Source organism: Chromobacterium sp. Ag138 (assembly GCF_055181315.1).
Genome location: NZ_JBUPWA010000001.1, coordinates 3550228 through 3572155 on the forward strand (window position 1 = coordinate 3550228; position 21928 = coordinate 3572155).

Annotated in this window: 36 protein-coding genes and 3 tRNA genes; 37 read left to right on the forward strand and 2 right to left on the reverse strand. The window is 59.1% G+C overall.

Going from position 1 to position 21928, the window contains the following annotated elements; genetic code table 11:
• Positions 1-86 precede the first annotated feature (86 nt).
• The 34 genes from ACY3GB_RS16515 to rplQ all read left to right on the forward strand — a co-directional run bounded on the left by ACY3GB_RS16515 (position 87) and on the right by rplQ (position 15977).
• A complete protein-coding gene (locus ACY3GB_RS16515) occupies positions 87-338 on the forward strand; it encodes a YfhL family 4Fe-4S dicluster ferredoxin (protein ID WP_463089708.1) in 252 nt (83 codons plus the stop codon).
• A gap of 139 nt (positions 339-477) precedes the next feature.
• A tRNA-Tyr gene (locus tag ACY3GB_RS16520) sits at positions 478-562 on the forward strand.
• Positions 563-615: 53 nt separating this feature from the next.
• Positions 616-689 (forward strand) — tRNA-Gly (locus ACY3GB_RS16525).
• A gap of 26 nt (positions 690-715) precedes the next feature.
• A tRNA-Thr gene (locus ACY3GB_RS16530) sits at positions 716-790 on the forward strand.
• Positions 791-829: 39 nt separating this feature from the next.
• Positions 830-2020, forward strand: a complete 1191-nt coding sequence (tuf, locus tag ACY3GB_RS16535; RefSeq protein ID WP_463089709.1) for an elongation factor Tu — start codon at positions 830-832, stop codon at positions 2018-2020.
• 18 nt (positions 2021-2038) lie between these two features.
• The gene (gene rpsJ, locus ACY3GB_RS16540) at positions 2039-2350 is read left to right on the forward strand and encodes a 30S ribosomal protein S10 (protein WP_011137734.1); all 312 of its coding nucleotides are present in this window, start codon (positions 2039-2041) and stop codon (positions 2348-2350) included.
• 159 nt (positions 2351-2509) lie between these two features.
• Complete coding sequence (gene rplC / locus ACY3GB_RS16545; protein WP_021478354.1) at positions 2510-3154, forward strand: 50S ribosomal protein L3; 645 nt, start codon at positions 2510-2512, stop codon at positions 3152-3154.
• On the forward strand, positions 3154-3774 hold the full coding sequence (gene rplD / locus ACY3GB_RS16550; protein ID WP_011137732.1) for a 50S ribosomal protein L4: 621 nt from the start codon (positions 3154-3156) through the stop codon (positions 3772-3774). Before rplC ends, rplD begins: the two co-directional genes overlap by 1 nt.
• A complete protein-coding gene (rplW, locus tag ACY3GB_RS16555; protein ID WP_021478355.1) occupies positions 3771-4079 on the forward strand; it encodes a 50S ribosomal protein L23 in 309 nt (102 codons plus the stop codon). The genes rplD and rplW overlap by 4 nt, the downstream gene beginning before the upstream one ends.
• An 11-nt stretch (positions 4080-4090) precedes the next feature.
• On the forward strand, positions 4091-4924 hold the full coding sequence (gene rplB / locus ACY3GB_RS16560; RefSeq protein WP_104946070.1) for a 50S ribosomal protein L2: 834 nt from the start codon (positions 4091-4093) through the stop codon (positions 4922-4924).
• 6 nt (positions 4925-4930) lie between these two features.
• Complete coding sequence (gene rpsS, locus ACY3GB_RS16565; protein WP_011137729.1) at positions 4931-5209, forward strand: 30S ribosomal protein S19; 279 nt, start codon at positions 4931-4933, stop codon at positions 5207-5209.
• A gap of 9 nt (positions 5210-5218) precedes the next feature.
• Positions 5219-5548, forward strand: a complete 330-nt coding sequence (gene rplV / locus ACY3GB_RS16570; RefSeq protein WP_021478358.1) for a 50S ribosomal protein L22 — start codon at positions 5219-5221, stop codon at positions 5546-5548.
• Positions 5549-5558: 10 nt separating this feature from the next.
• On the forward strand, positions 5559-6260 hold the full coding sequence (rpsC, locus tag ACY3GB_RS16575; protein ID WP_463089710.1) for a 30S ribosomal protein S3: 702 nt from the start codon (positions 5559-5561) through the stop codon (positions 6258-6260).
• Positions 6244-6660, forward strand: a complete 417-nt coding sequence (gene rplP / locus ACY3GB_RS16580) for a 50S ribosomal protein L16 (RefSeq protein ID WP_011137726.1) — start codon at positions 6244-6246, stop codon at positions 6658-6660. Before rpsC ends, rplP begins: the two co-directional genes overlap by 17 nt.
• On the forward strand, positions 6660-6848 hold the full coding sequence (rpmC, locus tag ACY3GB_RS16585; RefSeq protein WP_021478360.1) for a 50S ribosomal protein L29: 189 nt from the start codon (positions 6660-6662) through the stop codon (positions 6846-6848). Before rplP ends, rpmC begins: the two co-directional genes overlap by 1 nt.
• Before the next feature lies 1 nt (position 6849).
• Entirely contained in the window at positions 6850-7113 is a 264-nt protein-coding gene (gene rpsQ, locus ACY3GB_RS16590; protein ID WP_021478361.1) for a 30S ribosomal protein S17, read from the forward strand.
• A 209-nt stretch (positions 7114-7322) separates the two neighbouring features.
• Positions 7323-7691 (forward strand): 50S ribosomal protein L14, encoded by a 369-nt coding sequence (rplN, locus tag ACY3GB_RS16595; protein ID WP_011137723.1) that lies wholly within the window; start codon positions 7323-7325, stop codon positions 7689-7691.
• Positions 7692-7702: 11 nt separating this feature from the next.
• Entirely contained in the window at positions 7703-8017 is a 315-nt protein-coding gene (gene rplX, locus ACY3GB_RS16600) for a 50S ribosomal protein L24 (RefSeq protein ID WP_463089711.1), read from the forward strand.
• 9 nt (positions 8018-8026) lie between these two features.
• Positions 8027-8566 (forward strand): 50S ribosomal protein L5, encoded by a 540-nt coding sequence (gene rplE, locus ACY3GB_RS16605; RefSeq protein ID WP_021478362.1) that lies wholly within the window; start codon positions 8027-8029, stop codon positions 8564-8566.
• 4 nt (positions 8567-8570) lie between these two features.
• Positions 8571-8876 (forward strand): 30S ribosomal protein S14, encoded by a 306-nt coding sequence (rpsN, locus tag ACY3GB_RS16610; protein WP_082107071.1) that lies wholly within the window; start codon positions 8571-8573, stop codon positions 8874-8876.
• 14 nt (positions 8877-8890) lie between these two features.
• Positions 8891-9286 carry a 30S ribosomal protein S8 gene (gene rpsH / locus ACY3GB_RS16615; protein WP_463089712.1) on the forward strand — a complete coding sequence of 132 codons (396 nt, stop codon included), beginning with the start codon at positions 8891-8893 and terminating at the stop codon, positions 9284-9286.
• A gap of 9 nt (positions 9287-9295) precedes the next feature.
• On the forward strand, positions 9296-9829 hold the full coding sequence (gene rplF / locus ACY3GB_RS16620; protein WP_021478364.1) for a 50S ribosomal protein L6: 534 nt from the start codon (positions 9296-9298) through the stop codon (positions 9827-9829).
• Between the two features lie 13 nt (positions 9830-9842).
• A complete protein-coding gene (gene rplR, locus ACY3GB_RS16625) occupies positions 9843-10196 on the forward strand; it encodes a 50S ribosomal protein L18 (protein WP_021478365.1) in 354 nt (117 codons plus the stop codon).
• 13 nt (positions 10197-10209) lie between these two features.
• Positions 10210-10728 (forward strand): 30S ribosomal protein S5, encoded by a 519-nt coding sequence (rpsE, locus tag ACY3GB_RS16630; protein WP_021478366.1) that lies wholly within the window; start codon positions 10210-10212, stop codon positions 10726-10728.
• A complete protein-coding gene (rpmD, locus tag ACY3GB_RS16635; RefSeq protein ID WP_011137715.1) occupies positions 10721-10906 on the forward strand; it encodes a 50S ribosomal protein L30 in 186 nt (61 codons plus the stop codon). The genes rpsE and rpmD overlap by 8 nt, the downstream gene beginning before the upstream one ends.
• Positions 10907-10909: 3 nt before the next feature.
• On the forward strand, positions 10910-11341 hold the full coding sequence (gene rplO / locus ACY3GB_RS16640; protein WP_021478367.1) for a 50S ribosomal protein L15: 432 nt from the start codon (positions 10910-10912) through the stop codon (positions 11339-11341).
• 11 nt (positions 11342-11352) lie between these two features.
• Positions 11353-12672 carry a preprotein translocase subunit SecY gene (gene secY, locus ACY3GB_RS16645; RefSeq protein ID WP_021478368.1) on the forward strand — a complete coding sequence of 440 codons (1320 nt, stop codon included), beginning with the start codon at positions 11353-11355 and terminating at the stop codon, positions 12670-12672.
• 23 nt (positions 12673-12695) lie between these two features.
• Positions 12696-12914 carry a translation initiation factor IF-1 gene (gene infA / locus ACY3GB_RS16650; protein WP_031296780.1) on the forward strand — a complete coding sequence of 73 codons (219 nt, stop codon included), beginning with the start codon at positions 12696-12698 and terminating at the stop codon, positions 12912-12914.
• 37 nt (positions 12915-12951) lie between these two features.
• The gene (gene rpmJ, locus ACY3GB_RS16655; RefSeq protein WP_011137711.1) at positions 12952-13065 is read left to right on the forward strand and encodes a 50S ribosomal protein L36; all 114 of its coding nucleotides are present in this window, start codon (positions 12952-12954) and stop codon (positions 13063-13065) included.
• A gap of 70 nt (positions 13066-13135) precedes the next feature.
• Positions 13136-13498: a 30S ribosomal protein S13 gene (rpsM, locus tag ACY3GB_RS16660; protein ID WP_021478370.1), complete on the forward strand. Its 363-nt coding sequence runs from the start codon at positions 13136-13138 to the stop codon at positions 13496-13498.
• Positions 13499-13515: 17 nt separating this feature from the next.
• Complete coding sequence (rpsK, locus tag ACY3GB_RS16665) at positions 13516-13911, forward strand: 30S ribosomal protein S11 (RefSeq protein ID WP_011137709.1); 396 nt, start codon at positions 13516-13518, stop codon at positions 13909-13911.
• 18 nt (positions 13912-13929) lie between these two features.
• Positions 13930-14550, forward strand: a complete 621-nt coding sequence (gene rpsD, locus ACY3GB_RS16670) for a 30S ribosomal protein S4 (RefSeq protein ID WP_021478371.1) — start codon at positions 13930-13932, stop codon at positions 14548-14550.
• A 23-nt stretch (positions 14551-14573) separates the two neighbouring features.
• Positions 14574-15557: a DNA-directed RNA polymerase subunit alpha gene (locus ACY3GB_RS16675; protein WP_021478372.1), complete on the forward strand. Its 984-nt coding sequence runs from the start codon at positions 14574-14576 to the stop codon at positions 15555-15557.
• 24 nt (positions 15558-15581) lie between these two features.
• Positions 15582-15977, forward strand: coding sequence for a 50S ribosomal protein L17 (gene rplQ / locus ACY3GB_RS16680; protein WP_021478373.1), 396 nt, complete (start codon positions 15582-15584; stop codon positions 15975-15977).
• A 94-nt stretch (positions 15978-16071) separates the two neighbouring features.
• Here the strand turns inward: rplQ and ACY3GB_RS16685 are convergent, their stop codons facing one another.
• The gene (locus tag ACY3GB_RS16685; RefSeq protein WP_463089713.1) at positions 16072-16986 is read right to left on the reverse strand and encodes a glutaminase; all 915 of its coding nucleotides are present in this window, start codon (positions 16984-16986) and stop codon (positions 16072-16074) included.
• Between the two features lie 33 nt (positions 16987-17019).
• On the reverse strand, positions 17020-17817 hold the full coding sequence (locus tag ACY3GB_RS16690; protein ID WP_463089714.1) for an MOSC domain-containing protein: 798 nt from the start codon (positions 17815-17817) through the stop codon (positions 17020-17022).
• A 382-nt stretch (positions 17818-18199) separates the two neighbouring features.
• Here ACY3GB_RS16690 and ACY3GB_RS16695 point away from each other — a divergent pair, with 382 nt between their 5' ends.
• The 3 genes from ACY3GB_RS16695 (at position 18200) to ACY3GB_RS16705 (ending at position 21873) form a co-directional block, all read left to right on the forward strand.
• A complete protein-coding gene (locus tag ACY3GB_RS16695; protein WP_463089715.1) occupies positions 18200-20077 on the forward strand; it encodes a methyl-accepting chemotaxis protein in 1878 nt (625 codons plus the stop codon).
• A 174-nt stretch (positions 20078-20251) separates the two neighbouring features.
• Positions 20252-21679, forward strand: a complete 1428-nt coding sequence (locus ACY3GB_RS16700) for a methyl-accepting chemotaxis protein (RefSeq protein WP_463089716.1) — start codon at positions 20252-20254, stop codon at positions 21677-21679.
• Positions 21667-21873: a hypothetical protein gene (locus tag ACY3GB_RS16705; RefSeq protein WP_463089717.1), complete on the forward strand. Its 207-nt coding sequence runs from the start codon at positions 21667-21669 to the stop codon at positions 21871-21873. Before ACY3GB_RS16700 ends, ACY3GB_RS16705 begins: the two co-directional genes overlap by 13 nt.
• The last annotated feature ends 55 nt before the right edge of the window (positions 21874-21928 follow it).

Genomic DNA, 21928 nt, shown 5'->3' on the forward strand with positions numbered 1-21928 from the left:
GCCTATATGGATATAACCAGCGCGAACTTGCGACCCCAGGCGGCGGGTGACAGAATTCATGTTGTGGAATACCTGAGGAAATTACTATGTCTTTGATGATTACCGACGAATGCATCAACTGCGACGTCTGTGAGCCGGAGTGCCCGAACAACGCGATCTCCCAAGGCGAGGAGATCTACCAGATCGACCCGGAGTTGTGCACCCAGTGCGTCGGCCACTACGACGAGCCGCAGTGCCAGCAAGTCTGTCCGGTCGATTGCATCCCCCTGGATCCGTCCCACGAGGAGACCCAGGACCAGCTTCACCAGAAATATCTGAAGATCTCGGGCAAGGCCTGATCGAGCTAAGTTGTTGATGCGAAATGGAATGCCCCGCAGCCTGCGGGGCGTTTTTTATTTTTCGGCGAAAAAGTGCAGTTTTTTTTGCAAAAGGTGTTGACGATCAGGCGGGCCATCTATAATATTCGGGTCTCTTTCAGGAGGGATTCCCGAGCGGTCAAAGGGATCAGACTGTAAATCTGACGGCTCTGCCTTCGAAGGTTCGAATCCTTCTCCCTCCACCAGAATTAGATGAAGCGCTTGGCAGTGAAGTTAAGCTGTCTTGTTGTAAAGCCAGGCGGGTGTAGCTCAATGGTAGAGCAGAAGCCTTCCAAGCTTACGACGAGGGTTCGATTCCCTTCACCCGCTCCAAGCGTCTGATTGTAGCCTGTTTAAGGGCCCATGTAGCTCAGGGGTAGAGCACTCCCTTGGTAAGGGAGAGGTCGGCAGTTCAATTCTGCCCATGGGCACCACCAATTTTATTTGCTTGTTTCGTATTCAGGAAATTTGCCATGGCTAAGGAAAAGTTCGAGCGGACCAAACCGCACGTAAACGTCGGCACCATCGGTCACGTGGACCATGGTAAAACCACTCTGACCGCTGCTATCACCACCATTCTGTCCAAGAAGTTCGGTGGCGAAGCCAAGGACTACTCCCAGATCGACAGCGCGCCGGAAGAGAAGGCTCGTGGTATCACCATCAATACCGCGCACGTTGAATACGAAACCGAAGCCCGCCACTACGCTCACGTAGACTGCCCGGGTCACGCCGACTATGTGAAGAACATGATCACCGGCGCGGCTCAGATGGACGGCGCGATCCTGGTTTGCTCGGCCGCTGACGGTCCGATGCCGCAAACCCGCGAACACATCCTGCTGTCCCGCCAGGTTGGCGTGCCGTACATCATCGTCTACCTGAACAAGGCTGACCTGGTTGACGACGCCGAGCTGCTGGAGCTGGTGGAAATGGAAGTGCGCGATCTGCTGTCTTCCTACGACTTCCCGGGCGACGACACCCCGATCGTGACCGGCTCCGCTCGTCTGGCGCTGGAAGGCGACCAGTCCGAAATGGGTGAACCGTCGATCTTCCGTCTGGCTGCTGCTCTGGATTCCTACATCCCGACTCCGGAACGCGCTGTTGACAAGCCGTTCCTGCTGCCGATCGAAGACGTGTTCTCGATCTCCGGCCGCGGCACCGTGGTGACCGGTCGCGTTGAGCGCGGCATCGTGAAAGTCGGCGAAGAGCTGGAAATCGTGGGCCTGAAGGCTACCGTGAAGACCACCTGCACCGGCGTGGAAATGTTCCGCAAGCTGCTGGACCAAGGTCAGGCCGGCGACAACGTTGGCGTGCTGCTGCGCGGCACCAAGCGTGAAGACGTGGAGCGTGGCCAGGTTCTGGCCAAGCCGGGTTCCATCACCCCGCACACCGAATTCGCTGCTTCCGTATACGTTCTGTCCAAGGATGAAGGTGGCCGTCACACCCCGTTCTTCGCGAACTACCGTCCGCAGTTCTACTTCCGCACCACCGACGTGACCGGCGCAGTTAGCCTGGCCGAAGGCGTGGAAATGGTAATGCCGGGCGACAACGTGGAAATCACCGTTGCCCTGATCGCTCCGATCGCGATGGAAGAAGGTCTGCGCTTCGCTATCCGCGAAGGCGGCCGCACCGTCGGCGCCGGCGTCGTTGCCAAGATCATCAAGTAACGGAAGCGGAGATTTCTCATGTCTAGCCAAAAGATCCGCATCCGCCTGAAGGCGTTCGATTACAATCTGATCGATCGTTCCGCTCAGGAAATCGTTGAAACCGCCAAGCGCACCGGCGCCGTTGTCAAAGGCCCGGTTCCGCTGCCGACCAAAATCGAGCGCTTCAACGTTCTGCGTTCCCCGCACGTGAACAAGACTTCCCGCGACCAGCTGGAAATCCGCACTCACCTGCGTCTGATGGACATCGTAGACCCGACCGACAAGACTGTTGATGCTCTGATGAAGCTCGACCTGCCGGCCGGTGTGGATGTGGAAATCAAGCTGCAGTAATCGCGCAAGTTCAAGGGTTTGCGGGCTAAGTGCTTGCGATTCTTGAATTTTCTGTGATACATTAGCGGACTCGCCATTTTGGCGAGTCCGCTTTTGTTTTTTATGTCGTGTTTTTTATGCCGGTCAATCGCAATCGGCGCCTGAAAAAGGGAAATAAACATGAGTTTAGGTCTTGTCGGTCGCAAAGTCGGCATGACCCGCATTTTTGCCGAAGATGGCGCAACCATCCCGGTAACTGTGCTGGACATGTCCTCCAACCGCGTCACGCAAATCAAAACCGCTGAAACCGACGGCTACACTGCCGTTCAGGTTACCTATGGCTCCAAGAAGGCCAATCGTGTCAACAAGGCTACTGCCGGTCACTTCGCCAAGGCTGGCGTGGAAGCCGGTCTGGGTCTGGCTGAGTTCGCTCTGTCCGCCGACGCGCTGTCCAACTTCAAGCCGGGCGACGCTATCGCTGTCGAAATCTTCACCGTTGGTCAACTGGTTGATGTAACCGGCACCTCCAAGGGTAAGGGTTTCTCTGGCGTGATCAAGCGCCACAACTTCTCTTCCAACCGTGCCTCGCACGGTAACTCGCGTTCGCACAATACGCCGGGTTCCATCGGTCAAGCTCAAGATCCGGGTCGCGTTTTCCCGGGTAAGCGCATGGCTGGTCAATACGGCAACGTGAAGAGCACTGTTCAGTGCCTCGAGATCGTTCGTGTCGATGCCGAGCGTCAGCTGATCCTGGTCAAGGGCGCAGTCCCGGGTGCCAAGAACGGCGACGTGGTCGTGCGTCCTAGCGTGAAAGCGGGTGCGTGATGGAATTGAATGTAATCAATACCCAAGGCAAGGCTGTTGGCAGCCTGCAAGTGTCCGACGCTCTGTTCGGCCGCGAATACAACGAAGCTCTGGTGCACCAGGTTGTGACCGCGTTCCTGGCGAACGCGCGCAGCGGCAACCGCGCCCAGCTGACTCGTGCTGAAGTGAAGCACTCGACCAAGAAGCCGTTCCGTCAGAAGGGCACTGGTAACGCTCGTGCCGGTATGACCTCTACCCCGAACCGTCGTGGTGGTGGCCGTGCCTTCCCGAACAAGCCGGACGAGAACTTCACTCAGAAGGTTAACCGCAAGATGTATCGTGCGGGCATCGCGACCATCCTGTCGCAGCTGGTGCGTGACGAACGCCTGATCGTGGTTGACGACCTGTCGGTTGCCAGCCCGAAGACCAAGGAATTCGTCGGCGCCGTTCAGCCGATGGGTCTGGAGCAAGCTCTGTTCATCACCAATGAACTGAGCGAAAACCTCTATCTCTCTTCGCGTAACCTGCCGAACATGCTGGTTATCGAGGCGGTTCAGGCTGATCCGTACAGCCTGCTGCGCTTCAAGAAGACCGTGATCACCCGCGACGCCGTGAAGCAACTGGAGGAGCAGTGGGCATGAACCAAGAACGTCTGTTGCAAGTAATCCTTGCGCCCATCGTTTCCGAAAAGAGCACCATGATCGCTGAGAAGAACCAGCAAGTGGCGTTCCGCGTTGCTACCAACGCAACCAAGCCGGAAATCAAGGCCGCCGTGGAAATGCTGTTCAACGTAAAAGTTGACGGCGTGTCCACTGTGAACGTCAAGGGCAAGGTTAAGCGTTTCGGCCGCAGCACGGGTCGTCGCAGTGACTGGAAAAAGGCCTATGTTAGCCTGGTCGAGGGTCAAGAACTTGACCTGACCGCTAGCCCGGCCGCGGCGGAGTAAGGAGATAGAGCATGCCTATCGTTAAGGTAAAACCGACTTCCGCGGGCCGCCGTGCCGTTGTCAAGGTGGTACACCCTGACCTGCACAAAGGTGCTCCGCACGCTGCCCTGGTTGAGAAGAAAAACTCGACCGGCGGCCGTAACAACAATGGCCACATCACCACGCGTCATCGTGGTGGCGGCCATAAGAAGCACTACCGTCTGATCGACTTCCGTCGCAACAAGGATGGCATCCCGGCGAAAGTGGAACGCATCGAATACGATCCGAACCGCACCGCCCACATCGCTCTGTTGTGCTACGCCGATGGCGAACGCCGCTACATCGTCGCTCCGCGCGGCGTGAAGGTTGGCGCCGTGCTGCTGTCCGGCTCCGAGGCTCCGATCAAGGCCGGTAACGCTCTGCCGATCCGCAACATCCCGGTGGGTACCACTATCCACTGCGTGGAAATGCAACCCGGCAAGGGCGCTCAGATGGTTCGTTCCGCTGGCGCTTCTGCAATGCTGCTGGCTCGCGAAGGCGTGTACGCTCAACTGCGTCTGCGCTCTGGCGAGATCCGCCTGGTGCACGTCGATTGCCGTGCGACCGTTGGTGAAGTGGGTAACGAAGAGCACTCCCTGCGCAAGCTGGGCAAGGCTGGCGCATCCCGTTGGCGCGGTGTTCGCCCGACCGTTCGCGGTACGGCGATGAACCCGATCGACCACCCGCACGGTGGTGGTGAAGGCCGCACTGGCGAAGGCCGCGTACCGGTTAGCCCGTGGGGCACTCCGGCCAAGGGCTTCCGTACCCGTCGCAACAAGCGTACCGACAACATGATCGTACGCCGTCGCTATTCCAACAAAGGGTAATTGACAATGGCACGTTCGCAGAAAAAAGGCCCGTTCGTCGATCTGCATCTCCTGAAGAAGGTGGATGCGGTGCGGGCAACCAGCGACAAGCGTCCGATCAAGACCTGGTCGCGTCGTTCGACCATCCTGCCGGACTTTATTGGTCTGACCATCGCTGTGCACAACGGTCGCACTCACGTTCCGGTCTATGTTTCTGAAAACATGGTCGGCCACAAACTGGGTGAATTCTCTCTGACTCGAACCTTCAAAGGCCACGCTGCCGACAAGAAGGCGAAGAAGAAGTAAGGTGAAGCGATGAGAGTATCTGCAAATCTGAAAAGTGTTCGCCTTTCGGCTCAAAAGTGCCGTCTGGTAGCCGATCTGGTCCGCGGTCAATCCGTGGCCCAGGCGCTGAATATCCTGGCCTTCTCCCCGAAGAAGGGCGCGGTAATCATCAAGAAAGTGCTGGAATCTGCAATCGCTAACGCCGAGCACAACGAAGGCGCTGACATCGACACCCTGCGTGTCACCAGCATCTTTGTTGACAAGGGCGCTAGTCTGAAGCGTTTCACTGCCCGTGCTAAGGGTCGTGGCAATCGCATCGAAAAGCAGACCTGCCACATTTCCTTGACCGTTGGCAATTAAGGGGTAAGAAATGGGTCAGAAGATTCATCCGACGGGATTCCGTCTTGCCGTTAACAAAAACTGGTCTTCCAAGTGGTTCGCGTCCTCGCAGAACTTCCCGGAAATGCTGAAACAGGATATCGAAGTTCGCGAATTCCTGAAGAGGCGTCTGGGTCACGCTTCGGTTGGCCGCGTAACCATCGAGCGTCCGGCCAAGTCCGCCCGCATCACCATTCACAGCGCCCGTCCGGGCGTCGTGATCGGCAAGAAGGGCGAAGACATTGAAGTTCTGAAGCAAGAACTGCAAAAGCGCCTGGGCGTTCCGGTCCACGTGAACATCGAAGAAGTTCGCAAGCCGGAACTGGACGCGCAAATCATCGCCGACGGCATCGCTTCCCAGCTGGAGAAGCGCGTGATGTTCCGTCGCGCCATGAAGCGCGCCATGCAGAACGCCATGCGTCTGGGTGCCGAAGGCATCAAGATCATGTCGTCCGGCCGTCTGAACGGCATCGACATCGCTCGCAGCGAGTGGTACCGCGAAGGCCGCGTGCCGCTGCATACCCTGCGCGCCGATGTGGACTACGCTACCTCCGAAGCCAAGACCACCTACGGCATCATCGGCATCAAGGTATGGGTGTACAAAGGTGAGCTGAAGCCGGGCCAGGTTGTGGCCGCGCCGGCAGCTCCCGAGAAGAAAATGAGAAAGGGTGCCCGCAATGCTGCAGCCAACTAGACTCAAGTACCGTAAACAGCACAAAGGCCGTAACACCGGTATCGCCACTCGTGGCAACAAGGTGAGCTTTGGTGATTTCGGTCTGAAGGCTATTGGTCGTGGTCGTCTGACCGCGCGTCAGATCGAAGCTGCGCGTCGTGCGATGACCCGTCACATCAAGCGTGGCGGCCGCATCTGGATCCGTATCTTCCCGGACAAGCCGATCACCTCCAAGCCTGCCGAAGTCCGTATGGGCGGGGGTAAGGGCTCTCCGGAGTACTACGTGGCTGAAATTCAGCCTGGCAAGATGCTGTACGAAATGGATGGCGTATCCGAGGAACTCGCTCGCGAAGCTTTCCGTCTGGCCGCCGCCAAGCTGCCGATCGCCACTGTGTTCGTAACCAAACAGGTAGGTCAGTAATGAAAGCGTCCGAACTGAAAGCCAAAACTGTTGACGAGCTGAAGGTGGAACTGCTGAGCCTGCTGAAGGCCCAGTTTGCGCTGCGCATGCAGCACGCTACTCAGCAACTCGCCAAGACCTCTGAACTGAAGAAAGTGCGTCGCGACATTGCTCGTGTGCGTACCGTTCTGAAAGAAAAGGCAGTTTAAGATGAGCGAAACCAAAGTAGTACGTACGCTGACCGGCGTTGTGGTCAGCGACAAGATGGATAAGACTGTGACCGTTCTGGTCGAGCGCAAAGTCAAGCACCCGATCTACGGCAAGATTATCCGTCGCTCCAAGAAGTTCCACGCGCACGACGAAAACAACGAGTTCAAGGCAGGCGATCTGGTGATCATCAGCGAGTCCCGCCCGCTCTCGAAGACCAAGTCGTGGGTGGTAACTGGCCTGGTTGAGAAATCTCGTCAGGTATAAAGCTTGCAGAGGGCTGTGTCCCTCTGTATAATGGCCATCTCCTACGCGCTAACTGCGTAGGAGTTCCGCCCTTACGGGGTCCAAAACTGGCCGTTTGACACGCCACAGAATGTTCTGTGGCGTTTCCGCTGTTCGAGTCTGGCGACACATGCCCAGGCTAACGGCAGTGGAAAGTGACGGATAAAGTTGGATTAGAAAGGTAATCTCAAATGATCCAAATGCAGACCATGCTTGAGGTCGCTGACAACACTGGTGCACGTCATGTTCAGTGCATCAAAGTGCTGGGTGGCTCCAAGCGTCGCTATGCTAGCGTAGGTGACATCATCAAGGTGAGCATCAAGGATGCCGCTCCGCGTGGTCGCGTCAAAAAAGGCGACGTATACAACGCGGTCGTGGTACGCACTGCCAAAGGCGTGCGTCGTCCCGACGGCTCTTTGATCAAGTTTGACAGCAACGCTGCTGTTCTGCTCAACAACAAGCTTGAGCCGATCGGCACACGCATCTTCGGACCCGTTACGCGCGAACTGCGTACCGAGCGTTTCATGAAGATCGTATCGCTGGCTCCTGAAGTGCTGTAAGGAGAGGTCGCATGCGCAAGATTCGCAAGGGTGATGAAGTCGTAGTAATCACCGGCAAAGACAAGGGTAAGCGCGGCACTGTCCTGCGTGTTCTGGAAACCAAGCTGGTTGTGGAAAGCGTGAATGTCGCCAAGAAACACCAGAAGCCGAACCCGGTACGTGGCGTAGCTGGCGGTATCGTCGAGAAGACCATGCCCATCGACGCTTCTAACGTCGCGATTTTCAATCCGGCAAGCCAAAAGGCTGACCGCGTAGGCTTCAAGGTTCTTGAAGACGGCCGCAAGGTGCGCGTGTTCAAGTCCAGCGGCGAAGTTATCGGCGCCTAAGGAGCAAACATGGCACGTCTCTACGATTTCTACAAAGACAGCGTAGTGCCGGAACTGATGAAACAGTTCGGCTACAAGTCGATCATGCAAGTTCCGCGTATCGAGAAGATCACCGTGAACATGGGCGTGGGTGAAGCCGTTGCCGATAAGAAGGTAATGGAATTCGCCGTGGGCGACATGGAAAAGATCGCCGGCCAGAAGCCGGTTGTCACCACCGCTCGCAAGTCCATCGCAGGCTTCAAGATTCGCGACGACTATCCGGTTGGTTGCAAGGTAACTCTGCGTCGCGAACGCATGTATGAGTTCCTGGACCGCCTGGTCACCATCGCGCTGCCGCGAGTTCGCGACTTCCGTGGTGTTTCCGCCAAGTCTTTCGACGGCCGCGGCAACTACAACATGGGCGTCAAAGAACAGATCATCTTCCCGGAAATCGAGTACGACAAGATCGATGCTCTGCGTGGTATGAACATCACTATCACTACCTCGGCGAAGACTGACGAAGAGGCCCGCGCTCTGCTGGCCGCGTTCAAGTTCCCGTTCAAGGGTTAAGCACATGGCACGACTTGCACTGATCAACCGTGAAGAGAAGCGCGTCAAGCTGGCTGAGAAATTCTCCGCCAAGCGTGATGCCCTGATCGCCACCATCAACAACCAGAACCTCTCGGAAGAAGAGCGTTTCGCCGCCCGCCTGCAACTGCAGCAACTGCCGCGCAACGCTTCTCCGGTTCGCCAGCGTCGCCGCTGCGCCGTGACCGGTCGTCCGCGTGGTGTGTTCCGTAAATTCGGTTTGGGTCGCAACAAGCTGCGTGAGATCGCCATGAAGGGTGAGATTCCGGGTGTTGTGAAGGCCAGCTGGTAATAGGAGACACATAAATGAGCATGCACGATCCTATTTCCGATATGTTGACCCGCATCCGCAACGGCCAACAAGCTTCCAAAATCAAGGTTTCCATGCCTTGCTCGAAGCTGAAGGTTGCGCTGGCGCAGGTGTTGAAAGAAGAAGGCTACATCGAAGACTTCGCCGTCGCCGGCGAAGTGTTGATGCCTGTTCTCGATATCCAGCTCAAGTACTACGCTGGCCGTCCGGTGATCGAGCGCATCGAGCGCGTATCCCGTCCTGGCCTGCGCGTGTACAAGGGCTCCACCGAAATCCCGAAGGTCATGAACGGCCTGGGCGTGGCGATCCTGTCCACCTCCAGCGGCGTGATGACCGATCGCAAGGCGCGCGCTGCCGGTATCGGCGGCGAACTGCTCTGCGTCGTGGCGTAAGGGGGTCAAATGTCTCGCGTAGCTAAGAATCCGGTAGCCATTCCGGCCGGCGTCGAAGTCAAGTTCGGCGCTGCAGATGTGACTGTCAAGGGCGCCCTGGGCTCCCTGAGCACCGCTCTGTGCAACGACGTGGAAGTCAAGCTGGACAACAACCAGCTGACTTTCGCCGCCAAGAACGACAGCAAGTTCGCTCGTGCCATGTCCGGCACCCTGCGCGCCCTGTTGAACAACATGGTGAACGGCGTATCCAAGGGCTTCGAGAAGAAGCTGCAGCTGGTCGGCGTGGGCTATCGTGCCCAAGCCCAAGGCGATACCCTGAACCTGTCTCTGGGTTTCTCGCACCCGGTGGCTCACAAGATGCCCGCTGGCGTCAAAGTTGAGACTCCGACTCAGACCGAGATTCTGGTCAAGGGCGCTGACAAGCAGCTCGTGGGCCAGGTCGCAGCCGAGATTCGCGCTTACCGTTCGCCGGAGCCTTACAAGGGCAAGGGCGTGCGTTATGCCGACGAGGTTGTGGTTCTGAAAGAAACCAAGAAGAAGTAACTGAGGCACTGACATGGACAAGAAACAGACTCGACTCCGCCGCGCACGTAAAACCCGTGCTCGGATCGCGGAGCTCAAGATGGTGCGTCTCTCTGTACACCGCACCAACAGCCACATTTACGCCCAGATCATTGACGAGACCGGCAACAAGGTACTGGCCAGCGCTTCCTCGCTGGAAGCCGATGTTCGCTCCGCAATGGCCAATGGTGGCAACGTGGCAGCTGCAGCCGTGATCGGTCAGCGCATTGCCGAAAAGGCAAAAGCCGCTGGCATCGAGCAAGTTGCTTTCGATCGTTCCGGTTTCAAATACCACGGTCGCATGAAGGCACTGGCTGACGCCGCTCGCGAACACGGCCTCGTATTCTAATTCGGAGTAAAGAATGGCTAAGCACGAAATGGAAGATCGCGGCGACGGTCTGGTCGAGAAAATGATCAGCGTCAACCGCGTCACCAAAGTGGTTAAGGGCGGCCGTATCATGGCTTTCTCCGCCCTGACCGTGGTTGGTGATGGCGACGGCGGTATCGGCATGGGTAAGGGCCGTTCCAAGGAAGTTCCGGTTGCCGTACAAAAGGCAATGGAACAAGCCCGCCACAACATGGTGAAGATCAAGCTCTACAACGGTACCGTGAAGCACACCGTTGAAGGCCGTCACGGCGCGACTCGCGTCCTGATCCAGCCGGCAAAGGATGGTACTGGCGTGAAGGCCGGTGGTCCGATGCGCGCGATCTTCGACGCAATGGGTATCCACAATGTTTCGGCCAAGATCCATGGCTCCACGAACCCGTACAACGTGGTGCGTGCGACTCTGGACGGCCTGAGCAAGATCAATACCCCGGCTCAAATCGCCGCCAAGCGTGGCCTGAGCATCGAGGACATCCTGGGGGTGGGTCATGAGTAACGCCAAGACTGTCAAGGTCACTCTGGTAAAGAGCCTGATCGGTCGCCTGGAGTCTCACAAGGCTTGCGCCCGCGGTCTGGGTCTGAAGAAGATTCGTCAGACTGTTGAAGTGCTCGATACCCCTGAAAACCGTGGCATGATCAACAAGATCAGCTACCTGCTCAAATTCGAGGGCTAAGAGATGCTGCTGAACACCGTACAACCGGGCGTCGGCGCCAAGCATGCCAAGCGCCGTGTAGGCCGTGGCATCGGTTCCGGCCTGGGCAAGACTTGCGGCCGCGGCCACAAGGGTCAGAAGAGCCGTGCCGGTGGTTTCCACAAGGTAGGCTTCGAAGGCGGTCAAATGCCGCTGCAACGTCGTCTGCCGAAGCGCGGCTTCAAGTCTCTGACGGCTCGCTTCGTATGCGAAGTTCGCCTGTCCGAACTGAACCTGCTGCCGGTCGATGAAATCGATCTGCTGGCTCTCAAGCAAGCCGGTCTGGTGGCTGCCCAGGCACTCGTTGCCAAAGTGGTCCTGTCCGGCAAGGTTGAGCGCGCGGTCAAACTGCGTGGTATCAGCGTTACCGCTGGCGCCCGCGCTGCCATCGAGGCTGCCGGCGGCAGCATTGAATAAGGCATAAATTTGTGGCGAATACTTCTCTAGTGGCCAATGCCAATAAGTTTGGTGATCTGAAGCGTCGTATCTGGTTCCTGATTGGCGCGCTGATCGTTTATCGCATCGGCGCCCATATTCCGGTCCCGGGTATTAACCCTGCCGAACTAGCGAAGTTGTTCCACACATCGCAGACGGGCCTGCTCGACATGTTCAACATGTTCTCGGGCGGCGCCCTCTCGAGGTTTACGGTATTTGCCCTGGGCATCATGCCGTACATCTCGGCTTCCATCATTCTGCAGCTTGCGGCCGAGGTTCTGCCCAGCCTGAAGCAGCTGAAGAAGGAAGGCGATGCGGGACGTCGCAAGATAACCCAGTACACGCGTTATGCCACCGTGGCGCTCGCAACTTTCCAAAGTTTCGGCATCGCGGTGATGTTGTACAAGCAGCCTAACCTGGTGATGACTGCTCAGTGGGAGTTTTATCTGACAACCGTGGTGTCTCTGGTCACCGGAACCATGTTCCTGATGTGGTTGGGCGAACAGATCACCGAGCGCGGTATCGGCAACGGTATCTCGCTGATCATCTGCGCGGGTATCGCCGCGGGTGTTCCGGCTGCGATCGGTAAGACCCTGACTCTGACCAGCCAGGGCTCTTTGCCCATTCTGTTTGCCGTCTTGCTGTTTGTCGGTGTGATCCTGGTCACCTTCCTCGTTGTCTACGCAGAGCGTGGCCAGCGCAAGGTGCTGGTGAACTACGCCAAGCGTCAAGTGGGCAATCGCGTCATGCAAGGCCAGAGCACGCATCTGCCGCTCAAGCTGAACATGGCGGGGGTGATTCCCCCGATCTTCGCCTCCAGCATCATCCTGTTCCCGGCCACCGTTCTCGGTTGGTTCGGCCAGGGCGAGCACATGGCTTGGCTGAAGGGCGTGGCTGACAAGCTGCACCCGGGCCAGCCGATCTATGTGCTGCTGTACGCGGCGGCGATCATCTTCTTCTGCTATTTCTACACGGCGTTGGTTTTCAACCCGAAGGAAACGGCGGACAACCTGAAGAAGAGCGGGGCGTTCATTCCGGGCATCCGTCCAGGTGAGCAAACTTCTCGTTATATCGAGAAGATCATCCTGCGGCTGACGCTGATCGGTGCGATCTACATCACGCTGGTCTGCTTGTTGCCGGAATTCCTGATCCTGAAGTGGAACGTGCCGTTCTATTTCGGTGGTACATCGCTGCTGATCATCGTGGTGGTGACGATGGACTTCATGGCGCAGGTGCAGTCCTACGTGTTGTCGCATCAGTACGAGAGCTTGCTGAAGAAGGCCAACTTCAAAGGCAACGCCCTTACCCGCTGACACACGAGTTGACACTGGGTTATATGGCTAAGGAAGACACTATCCAGATGCAAGGCGAGATCTTGGAAAATTTGCCCAGCGCAACTTTCAAGATCAAGCTCGAAAATGGACACGTGGTACTCGGGCATATCTCTGGGAAGATGCGGATGCACTACATCCGCATCCTGCCGGGTGACAAGGTGACTGTGGAGTTGACCCCATACGATCTGTCCCGGGCCCGCATTGTGTTCCGTGCGAAGTAACGCATTCGCTCTTTTTTGGATTTGAAAGGATCTGAACATGCGAGTACAGCCTTCTGTAAAGAAGATTTGCCGTAATTGCAAAATCATCCGTCGCAATCGCGTAGTTCGCGTGATCTGCACGGACCCGCGTCACAAGCAAAAACAAGGCTAACATTTGTTAGACCTCGATTTGCGTGATACAATCGCAAACTTTTCAAGGTCTTAAGGCTTAAGGAAAGAGTATGGCCCGTATTGCAGGGGTAAACATCCCCAATCATGCGCATGCCGTTATCGGCCTGCAGGCAATTTTCGGCGTCGGTCAGACTCGCGCTCAGCAAATCTGTGCTGCAGCTGGCGTGAATCCTTCCACCAAGGTGAAGGATCTGACTGAAGCTGAAATGGAGACTCTGCGTGATCAAGTCGCCAAGTTCACCGTAGAAGGTGATCTGCGTCGTGAAATCACCATGAGCATCAAGCGTCTGATGGACATGGGCTGCTATCGCGGCTTCCGCCATCGTCGCGGCTTGCCGTGCCGCGGTCAGCGCACTCGCACCAATGCCCGTACTCGCAAGGGTCCGCGCAAGGCGATTGCCGGCAAGAAGTAAACTAAGGAACACAGAGAATGGCTAAAGCAAACACAGCTGTCCGTGTACGTAAAAAAGTGCGCAAGTCTGTTAGCGAAGGTATCGTGCACGTGCACGCTTCGTTCAACAACACCATCATCACTATCACCGACCGTCAAGGCAATGCACTGTCTTGGGCTACCTCTGGCGGCGCTGGTTTTAAGGGCTCGCGCAAGAGTACACCCTTTGCCGCTCAGGTAGCTGCAGAGCACGCTGGTAAAGTTGCCCAAGAATATGGTGTGAAGAACCTCGAAGTTCGTATTAAAGGCCCGGGCCCGGGTCGTGAATCCGCTGTTCGCGCACTCAACTCGCTGGGTTTCAAGATCACCAGCATCTCCGACGTGACGCCGGTACCGCACAACGGTTGCCGTCCGCCCAAAAAACGTCGTATCTAATTCGGAGAGTGTGAGAACATGGCACGTTATATTGGCCCGAAGTGCAAACTCGCTCGTCGTGAAGGCACCGACCTTTTCCTGAAGAGCGCGCGTCGTGCACTGGATTCCAAATGCAAACTGGATGCTGCCCCCGGCCAGCACGGCGCCCGTCGCGGCCGTCTGTCGGACTACGGCGTCCAGCTGCGTGAAAAGCAGAAAATCCGCCGCATCTACGGCGTACTCGAGCGTCAGTTCCGCAACTACTTTGCGGAAGCTGTCCGCCGCAAGGGCTCCACGGGTGAAAACCTGCTGAAGCTGCTTGAGTCCCGCCTGGACAACGTTGTATATCGCATGGGCTTTGGCTCCACTCGCGCCGAAGCGCGCCAGCTGGTCAGCCACAAGGCTATCGTTGTGAACGGCCAGGTTGTGAACATTCCGTCCTACCAGGTTAAAGCCGGTGACGTAGTGACCGTCCGTGAGAAGGCCAAGAAGCAGGCCCGTATCGTCGAAGGCCTGGCTCTGGCCGAGCAAGGCGGCTTCCCGTCTTGGGTGTCTGTTGACTCCAAGAAAATGGAAGGCGTTTTCAAATCCACTCCGGAACGTTCCGAACTGTCTAGCGATATCAACGAACAACTCGTTGTGGAATTCTACTCCAAGTAATCGCTAGCTCTTAGGGAATGACTATGCAAAACAGCGCTTCGGAATTTCTGAAACCTCGTCTGATCGACGTACAGCCGGTTTCCGCCACTCACGCTCGCGTGTCGATGGAGCCGTTCGAGCGCGGCTATGCCCATACTCTGGGCAATTCGCTGCGTCGTATCCTGCTGTCGTCGATGCCGGGCTATGCTCCGACCGAAGTGACTATCGCTGGCGTTTTGCATGAGTATTCCGCGCTTGACGGCGTGCGGGAGGATGTCGTTGACATCCTCCTCAACCTCAAGGGCGTAGTGCTTAAGCTGCATGGTCGCGACAGTGTCGTGCTGACCTTGAAAAAGGAAGGCGAGGGCGCTGTCTTGGCTAGCGATATCGAGCTGCCGCATGATGTGGAAGTGATCAATCCGGAACACGTGATTTGTCACATCTCCTCCGGCGGCAAGATCGACATGGAGGTCAAGGTGGAGAAGGGCCGCGGCTATCAGCCGGTGTCCGTTCGCACCAGCCATGACGACAACCGTTCCATCGGTACCATCCAACTGGACGCTTCCTTCTCGCCGGTTCGCCGCGTGAGCTTCGCTGTGGAAAGCGCCCGTGTGGAACAGCGTACCGACCTCGACCGCCTGGTTCTCGACATCGAGACCAACGGCGTGATCGAGCCGGAGCAGGCTGTGCGCAACGCAGCCCGCATCCTGATGGATCAGCTGTCGATCTTTGCTGACCTCCAGGGCACAGCGGTTGAAGAAGTCGTTGAAAAGGCGCCGCCGATCGATCCGATCCTGCTGCGTCCGGTAGACGATCTTGAACTGACGGTCCGTTCGGCCAACTGCCTGAAAGCAGAGAACATTTATTACATCGGCGATCTGATCCAGCGCACCGAAACCGAGCTTCTGAAGACTCCGAACCTCGGCCGCAAGTCGCTGAACGAGATCAAGGAAGTTCTCGCTTCCAAGGGCCTGACTCTCGGCATGAAGCTTGAGAACTGGCCTCCGGCTGGTCTGGAAAAGCCGTAAGTTTGAGACTAAAGGACATTAACAATGCGTCATCGTTACAGTAATCGTAAACTGAACCGCACGACCAGCCATCGTCTGGCGATGCTGCGTAACATGGCCAACTCGCTGCTGAAGCACGAAGTTATCGTGACCACGCTGCCGAAGGCCAAGGAACTGCGTCGTGTGGCCGAGCCGCTCATCACGCTCGGCAAAAAGCCGTCTCTCGCCAACCGTCGTCTGGCGTTCGACCGCACCCGTGACCGCGAAATCGTGGTTAAACTCTTCGACGTGCTCGGCTCGCGCTACGCTACCCGCAATGGCGGTTACGTGCGCATTCTGAAGTATGGTTTCCGCAAGGGCGACAACGCCCCGATGGCTCTGGTAGAGCTGGTGGACCGTCCGGAAGACGCCGTTGCCGTAGAAGACAACTCCGCCGATTAATCGACGAAGTTGAAAGAAAAAGCCAGCTCCTCGGAGCTGGCTTTTTTCATGTCCGGAAAGCTGGGCTTGCCTAGCGGGCCCGGCTTTGCCGCGTCTAGAAGATGGACAGGCCGGTGCGGGTGGTGAAGCGGTCCAGCGCCTCCAGGCCCAGCACCGAGTTGCCGCGGGCATCCAGCTGCGGACTCCATACCGCGATGCTCATCTTGCCCGGAATCACCGCCAGCAAGCCGCCGCCTACGCCGCTTTTCACCGGCAGGCCGACGCGGTAGGCGAATTCCCCGGCGGCGTCGTAGGTGCCGCAGGTCAGCATGACGGCGTTCACCTGTTTGGCCTGGCTGCGGGTCAGGTATTGTCGTCCGGTCTGGGGCGAGGCGCCGTGATTGGCGAGGAATAGGCCGGAGCGGGCCAGCTCGCGGCAGCTCATCGCGATGCTGCAGTTGTGAAAATAATGATCCAGCACCGTCTCCACCGGATGGTCGAGATTGCCATAGCTCTTCATGAAGTGGGCCAGCGCCGCGTTGCGGTCGCCGTGCTCGCGTTCCGAGGCGGCGATCGCCTCGTCGGCGAACAGGCCGGGGTTGCCGGCCTCATTCCGCAGCCAGGCCAGCAGCTGCGCGTGCGCGTCGCCGAAGTGGCGGATCGCGCGGTCGGTGACCGCCAGCGCGCCGGCGTTGATGAAGGGATTGCGCGGAATGCCGTGCTCGTATTCCAGTTGCACCAGCGAATTGAACGGATTGCCTGATGGTTCCTTGCCGACATGGCGCCACAGCGCTTCGCCGTCGGCTTGCAGCGTCAGGGCCAGCATGAAGGCTTTGCTGATGCTTTGGATCGAGAAAGGAATGTCGGCGTCGCCGCAGCCATATTCCTGCCCAGCCAGGGTGTGGATGGCGAAGCCGAACTGATGCGGCGGCACCGAGGCCAGCGCCGGGATGTAGTCGGCGACCTGGCCGCGGTCGTAAAACGGCAGTACTTGCTGCCGAATATCTTCAATGAGCGCTTGCAGATTCATTGACAGATTGTAAGCATTTGCCGGCCGCGCAGTCTAGAAGCTGTAGCGCTGCTCCAGCACCTCGACCGCAGCGCCCAGTTCCAGCACGCCTTCGTTGCGAGCGCGCAGGTTCATGCCGAAGCAGACGCCCTCATCCAGGCGGCGGGTGCGGACCAGGGTCTGCAGCGGCTCGCCGTCGGCGCGTTTTTCGCCCAGATCCGGATCCACGGTAGTCAGCACGCAGCGCGCGCAGGGTTTCATCACGTCGAATTCAACCTGGCCGATGCGGATCACCTGCCAATCGTCTTCTTCCCAGGGATAGGCGCCGGTCACGACGAGATTGGGGCGGAAGTGGCGCAGGGTGACGGGCTCGGAGAGCTGGCGGTTCAAATCGTCGAGCGAGGCCTGGTTGACCAGCAGGAAAGGGTAGCCATCGGCGAAGCTCATCGTCTCGGGCCCGCCCTTGAACGCGCGGTTGGATTGCGCGCCCAGCCACAGCAGCCGGCATTCGCAGCCGAGGAGGTCGGCGAACCAGGCGTCGACGCGCTCGTCGCCGTGCCAGGCCTGGAAGCCGTCTTTCCACACCTGGGCCGGATGAGGCCGGGTGTAGACGGTGGCCATCGCGAAGATCGGCGGTTTGCCGGCGTGGTGAAGCAGCACGCCGCCCGGCAACAGTTCCGCGCGGACGGTGACCAGTTGAGGATGCGTCCGCGCGGTGATCTGTTGGCCGTCCGGGGTGACCAGCAGCCATTCGCGGTCGTGAAGCAGGCCCAGCTTGCTCGCGTAGGCGCGGTCGAAGGCGATGCCGCGGCAGGATTTCACCGGATGGACGAACATGGCGCTCAGATGCATGGAGATCTCCGTTGTCGTATTGGCGGCATGCTAGCACGGCAAGCGCGCTCAGGGAGGGGCGCATGCCGATTTTCAAGCATGGCGCCTGAATGAAGGCGGCAAGTTGTAACGCGGGCATTGCATATCTGCGACCGGCCATTTACATTGAGATGCCCGCCGCTTATTGTCGGACTGTCGTGCGATGGCCGGCGCTGCCGATGGGGTGGATGTTTGATGCCATCGGGAAAAATGGAGGGCAAAGTTCGCGATAAGGGAATTGTTCGTTGAGCTTTATGCTTATTCGGACTAAACCTGAGTAGAGGTTTACAAGATAACAGCGCCCGATGCCGCAAGCCGCGGCCGATGCGGCCTGGCAAGTAATTGGGGATGAGGAGGAAGAACAATGCGCTCTTTGCGTGTCAAGCTGATTGCAGTGATTGCCCTGCTGCTGATATTGCTGGGTATGGTGATTACCGTGCTGGTCTACGGCCAGATGCGGAATGAGATCGTGCGGGGCGTCGATAATGAATTGGGCGGCACCTCCAAGGGCTACTCGGCCCTGGTGAGCAGCTGGTACAAGAGCAAGGTGGGCGTGGTGATCGCGGCGAATCCGCTGGTGGGCACGCCGGATCCGCGCCAGACCCTGGCCAGGATGAGCCAGGCGGGCGGCTTCGACATGACCTATATCGGCACCGCCGACCATGTGATGATCCGCTCCGACATGAAGCCGCAGCCGCAAGGCTACGACCCGGTGGCGCGGCCGTGGTATCAGCAGGCGGCGGCCAGCGGCAATCCCGGCGTGTCCGATCCCTATGTTGATTTCGACACCAAGAAACTGGTGGTCACCTTTGTGTCGCCGGTCAAGGACGGCAGCACGCTGAAGGCGGTGGTCGGCGGCGACATCTTCATCGACGATCTGGTCAAGACCGTGCTGTCGGTGAAGCTGCGCGGCAACGGCTACGCGTTTCTGGTCGACAAGAGCGGCAAGGTGATCGCCCACCCGGACGCCAGCCTCACGTTGAAGCCGTTGTCCGAGAAAGTGCCGGAGCTGACCAGCGACCGCTTGACCAAGCTGGCGGCCAGCACCTCGATGGAAAGCATCAGCATCGGCGGCGACAACAAGCTGATCGAGGTGCAGCCGGTGGAAGGCACCAACTGGCTGCTGGGCGTGGTGACCGACGAGTCGGTGGTCACCGGTCCGCTGAACACCTTGCTGCTGACGGTGATCGGCATCGGCGCGCTGTGCGTGGTGATCCTGATCCCGGTGGCGAGCGTGATGCTGAGCAAGATGCTGGCCGGCCTCGGCCGCCTGCGCAACGCGATGCTGGAAATCTCCCAGGGTGAAGGCGACCTGACCCGCCGCATCCAGGTGACCGGCCAGGATGAGATCGCCGAAACCGCCACCGCGTTCAACCGCTTCATCGGCCAGCTGCAGAAGATGTTCATCGCGGTGAAGGAAGAGGCCGAGCGCGTGACCGGCGGCGTCGAGAGCGTGACCGATACCGTGGACAAGGTGGCGCACGATTCGCGCCAGATTTCCGACGTGTCCAGCTCCAATGCCGCCACGCTGGAGGAGATCACCGTCAGCATCTCGCACATCGCCGACGCGGCCCGCGAGGCGGATGGCCTGGTCAACCATACCGGCCAGGTGTCCAGCGAGAGCGCGCACGGCATGCAGCAGATCTCGCAGGAGATGAACAGCACCGTCGAGGCGGTGAAGGGGCTGTCCACCATGCTGGGCTCGCTCGATCAGCGTTCGCAGCAGATCAGCGGCATCACCAATGTGATCAAGGACATCGCCGACCAGACCAATCTGTTGGCGTTGAACGCGGCGATCGAGGCGGCGCGCGCCGGCGAGATGGGCCGCGGCTTCGCCGTGGTGGCCGACGAGGTGCGCAAGCTGGCAGAGCGCACCGGGCAGGCCACGGTGGAGATTTCCGGTATGGTCAGCACCATCCGCGAGGAAACCAGCCAGGCGGTCAGCAATATGCAGCGCACCGTCAGTTCGGTGGACGGCGGCGTGGAGCTGACGCTGGGCGCGGTGCAGCGCATCGAGCAGATCCAGCAGGCGATGCAGGAAGTGATGGCCAAGATGAACGAAATCACCCTGTCCACCAGCGAACAGCACAAGGCCACCACGATGATCGCCCAGAGCACCGAGCAGATCAACGGCCGCATCGTCGACAGCGACGACGCGCTGCAGACCGTGCGCGACACGCTGTCCGAGCTGTCGCAGTCGGCCAGCAGCATGCGGCAGCTGTTCTCCAGCTTCCGCGTCTGATCGACCCTTTCCTCAAGCCCGGCATGTCCGGGCTTTTTCATGCCTGCGAGCCTTGAGCTTGATCGGGATCCGCAAAACGGCGTGGCGGCGGAGGGCATCCGTTTCTAGACTAATTTTGTAGTCGAACTATCAAAACAAGCACGAATACGTGCGGGGTTGGGGAAGGAGCGGGAAATGGCAAACGCAGGCATGAGCCTGAAGGCCCGGCTGGTCGGTTTGATGGCTTTGGTCGTGGTCGTGGTGTGCGGCCTGGGCGTGGTATCGGTGTACAACCAGCGCCAGGTGATGCTGCAGGACAGGCAGGACAAGGTGCGCAATCTGGTGCAGAGCGCGGTGGGCCTGGTGTCCAGTTACGAGAAGCTGGTGGAAAGCGGCAAGATCGGCGAGGACGACGCCAAGCGCATGCTGTCCAAGGCGCTGAGCTCGATGCATTACGAGAAGGCGGACTACTTCTTCGCCTACGACGCCGATTGGAATTACGTCGCCCACGGCGCCAAGCCGGAGCTGATCGGCAAGAACCTGGCCGGAGTGAAGGATCCGAACGGCGTCGAGTTGAAGACGCTGTTCCAGAACGCGATCTCATCGCCGGGCGGCGGCGGTTATGGCGAATACGTGTGGAGCAAGCCTGGCTTCGACCAGCCCCAGCCGAAGATTTCCTATGTCACCACCACGCCGAAGTGGCATTGGATCGTCGGCACCGGCATTTATCTGGACGACGTGTCCGCGGCCTTCCATCGGGAGCTGCTGTGGCTGGGCGGCGTGCTGGCGGCGGCGCTGCTGGTGCTGCTGGGCATGGGCGGCATGATACTGCGCAATGTGCTGGGCCAGCTGGGCGCCGATCCGCAGGAGACGGTGGCGGTGGTCAAGCGCATCGCCGCCGGCCATCTGGACCAGGACGTGGCGGTGAGGGAGGGCGACCAGGACAGCCTGATGTCGGCGGTGGGCGCGATGCAGCGCGAGCTGGAGCGGCTGGTGCGCGACATCATAGACGGCGCCAACCAGCTGTCACAGGTCAGCAGCAAGGTGACCGGCGAGGCCGAGGCGGTGGGGCGCGGCTCCGAGCAGCAGAGCGCGGCGGCCACGGCGATGGCGGCGTCGATCGAGCAGCTGACCGTCAGCGTCAATCACATTTCCGACCGCTCGCAAGACGCGCGGAATCTAGCCAACGAGTCCGGCACGCTGTCCAAGAGCGGCGGCGCGGTGATCGCCGAGGCAGTCAGCGAAATGCGGCGCATCAACGACGCGGTGGACCAGACCTCGGGCATCATCACCAGCCTGGCGGACAAGACCCAGACCATTTCCAGCATCATGCAGGTGATCAAGGACATTGCCGACCAGACCAATCTGCTGGCCTTGAACGCGGCGATCGAGGCGGCGCGGGCCGGCGAGATGGGCCGGGGCTTCGCGGTGGTGGCCGACGAGGTGCGCAAGCTGTCCGAGCGCACGGCGCAGGCGACGCAGGAAATCGCCTCCATGATCCAGGATGTGCAGCAGGGGGCGGAGCAGGCGGCATGGAGGAGGCGTGTCCCGGGTGAAGGGCGGAGCAGGCGGGTTCCGAGATCGCCCGCATCCAGGACAGCGCCAGCGGCGTGGTGGCCGTGATCGGCGACATTTCCCACGCGCTGCAGGAACAGAGCGCGGCCAGCCAGACCATCGCCCAGCATGTGGAGCAGATCGCCCACAGCGCCACCAGCAACGCGTCGGCGTCGCAGTCGGCGTCGCAGGCGATCCACAATATGCACCAGCTGGCGGCCAATCTGCGGCAACTGGTGTCGCGCTTCTCGGTGAGGGGCTGAGCGGCGCGCGGCGGCCGCGCGGGACGGGATGCGGAAAGCCCGGCAGCGGAGACGC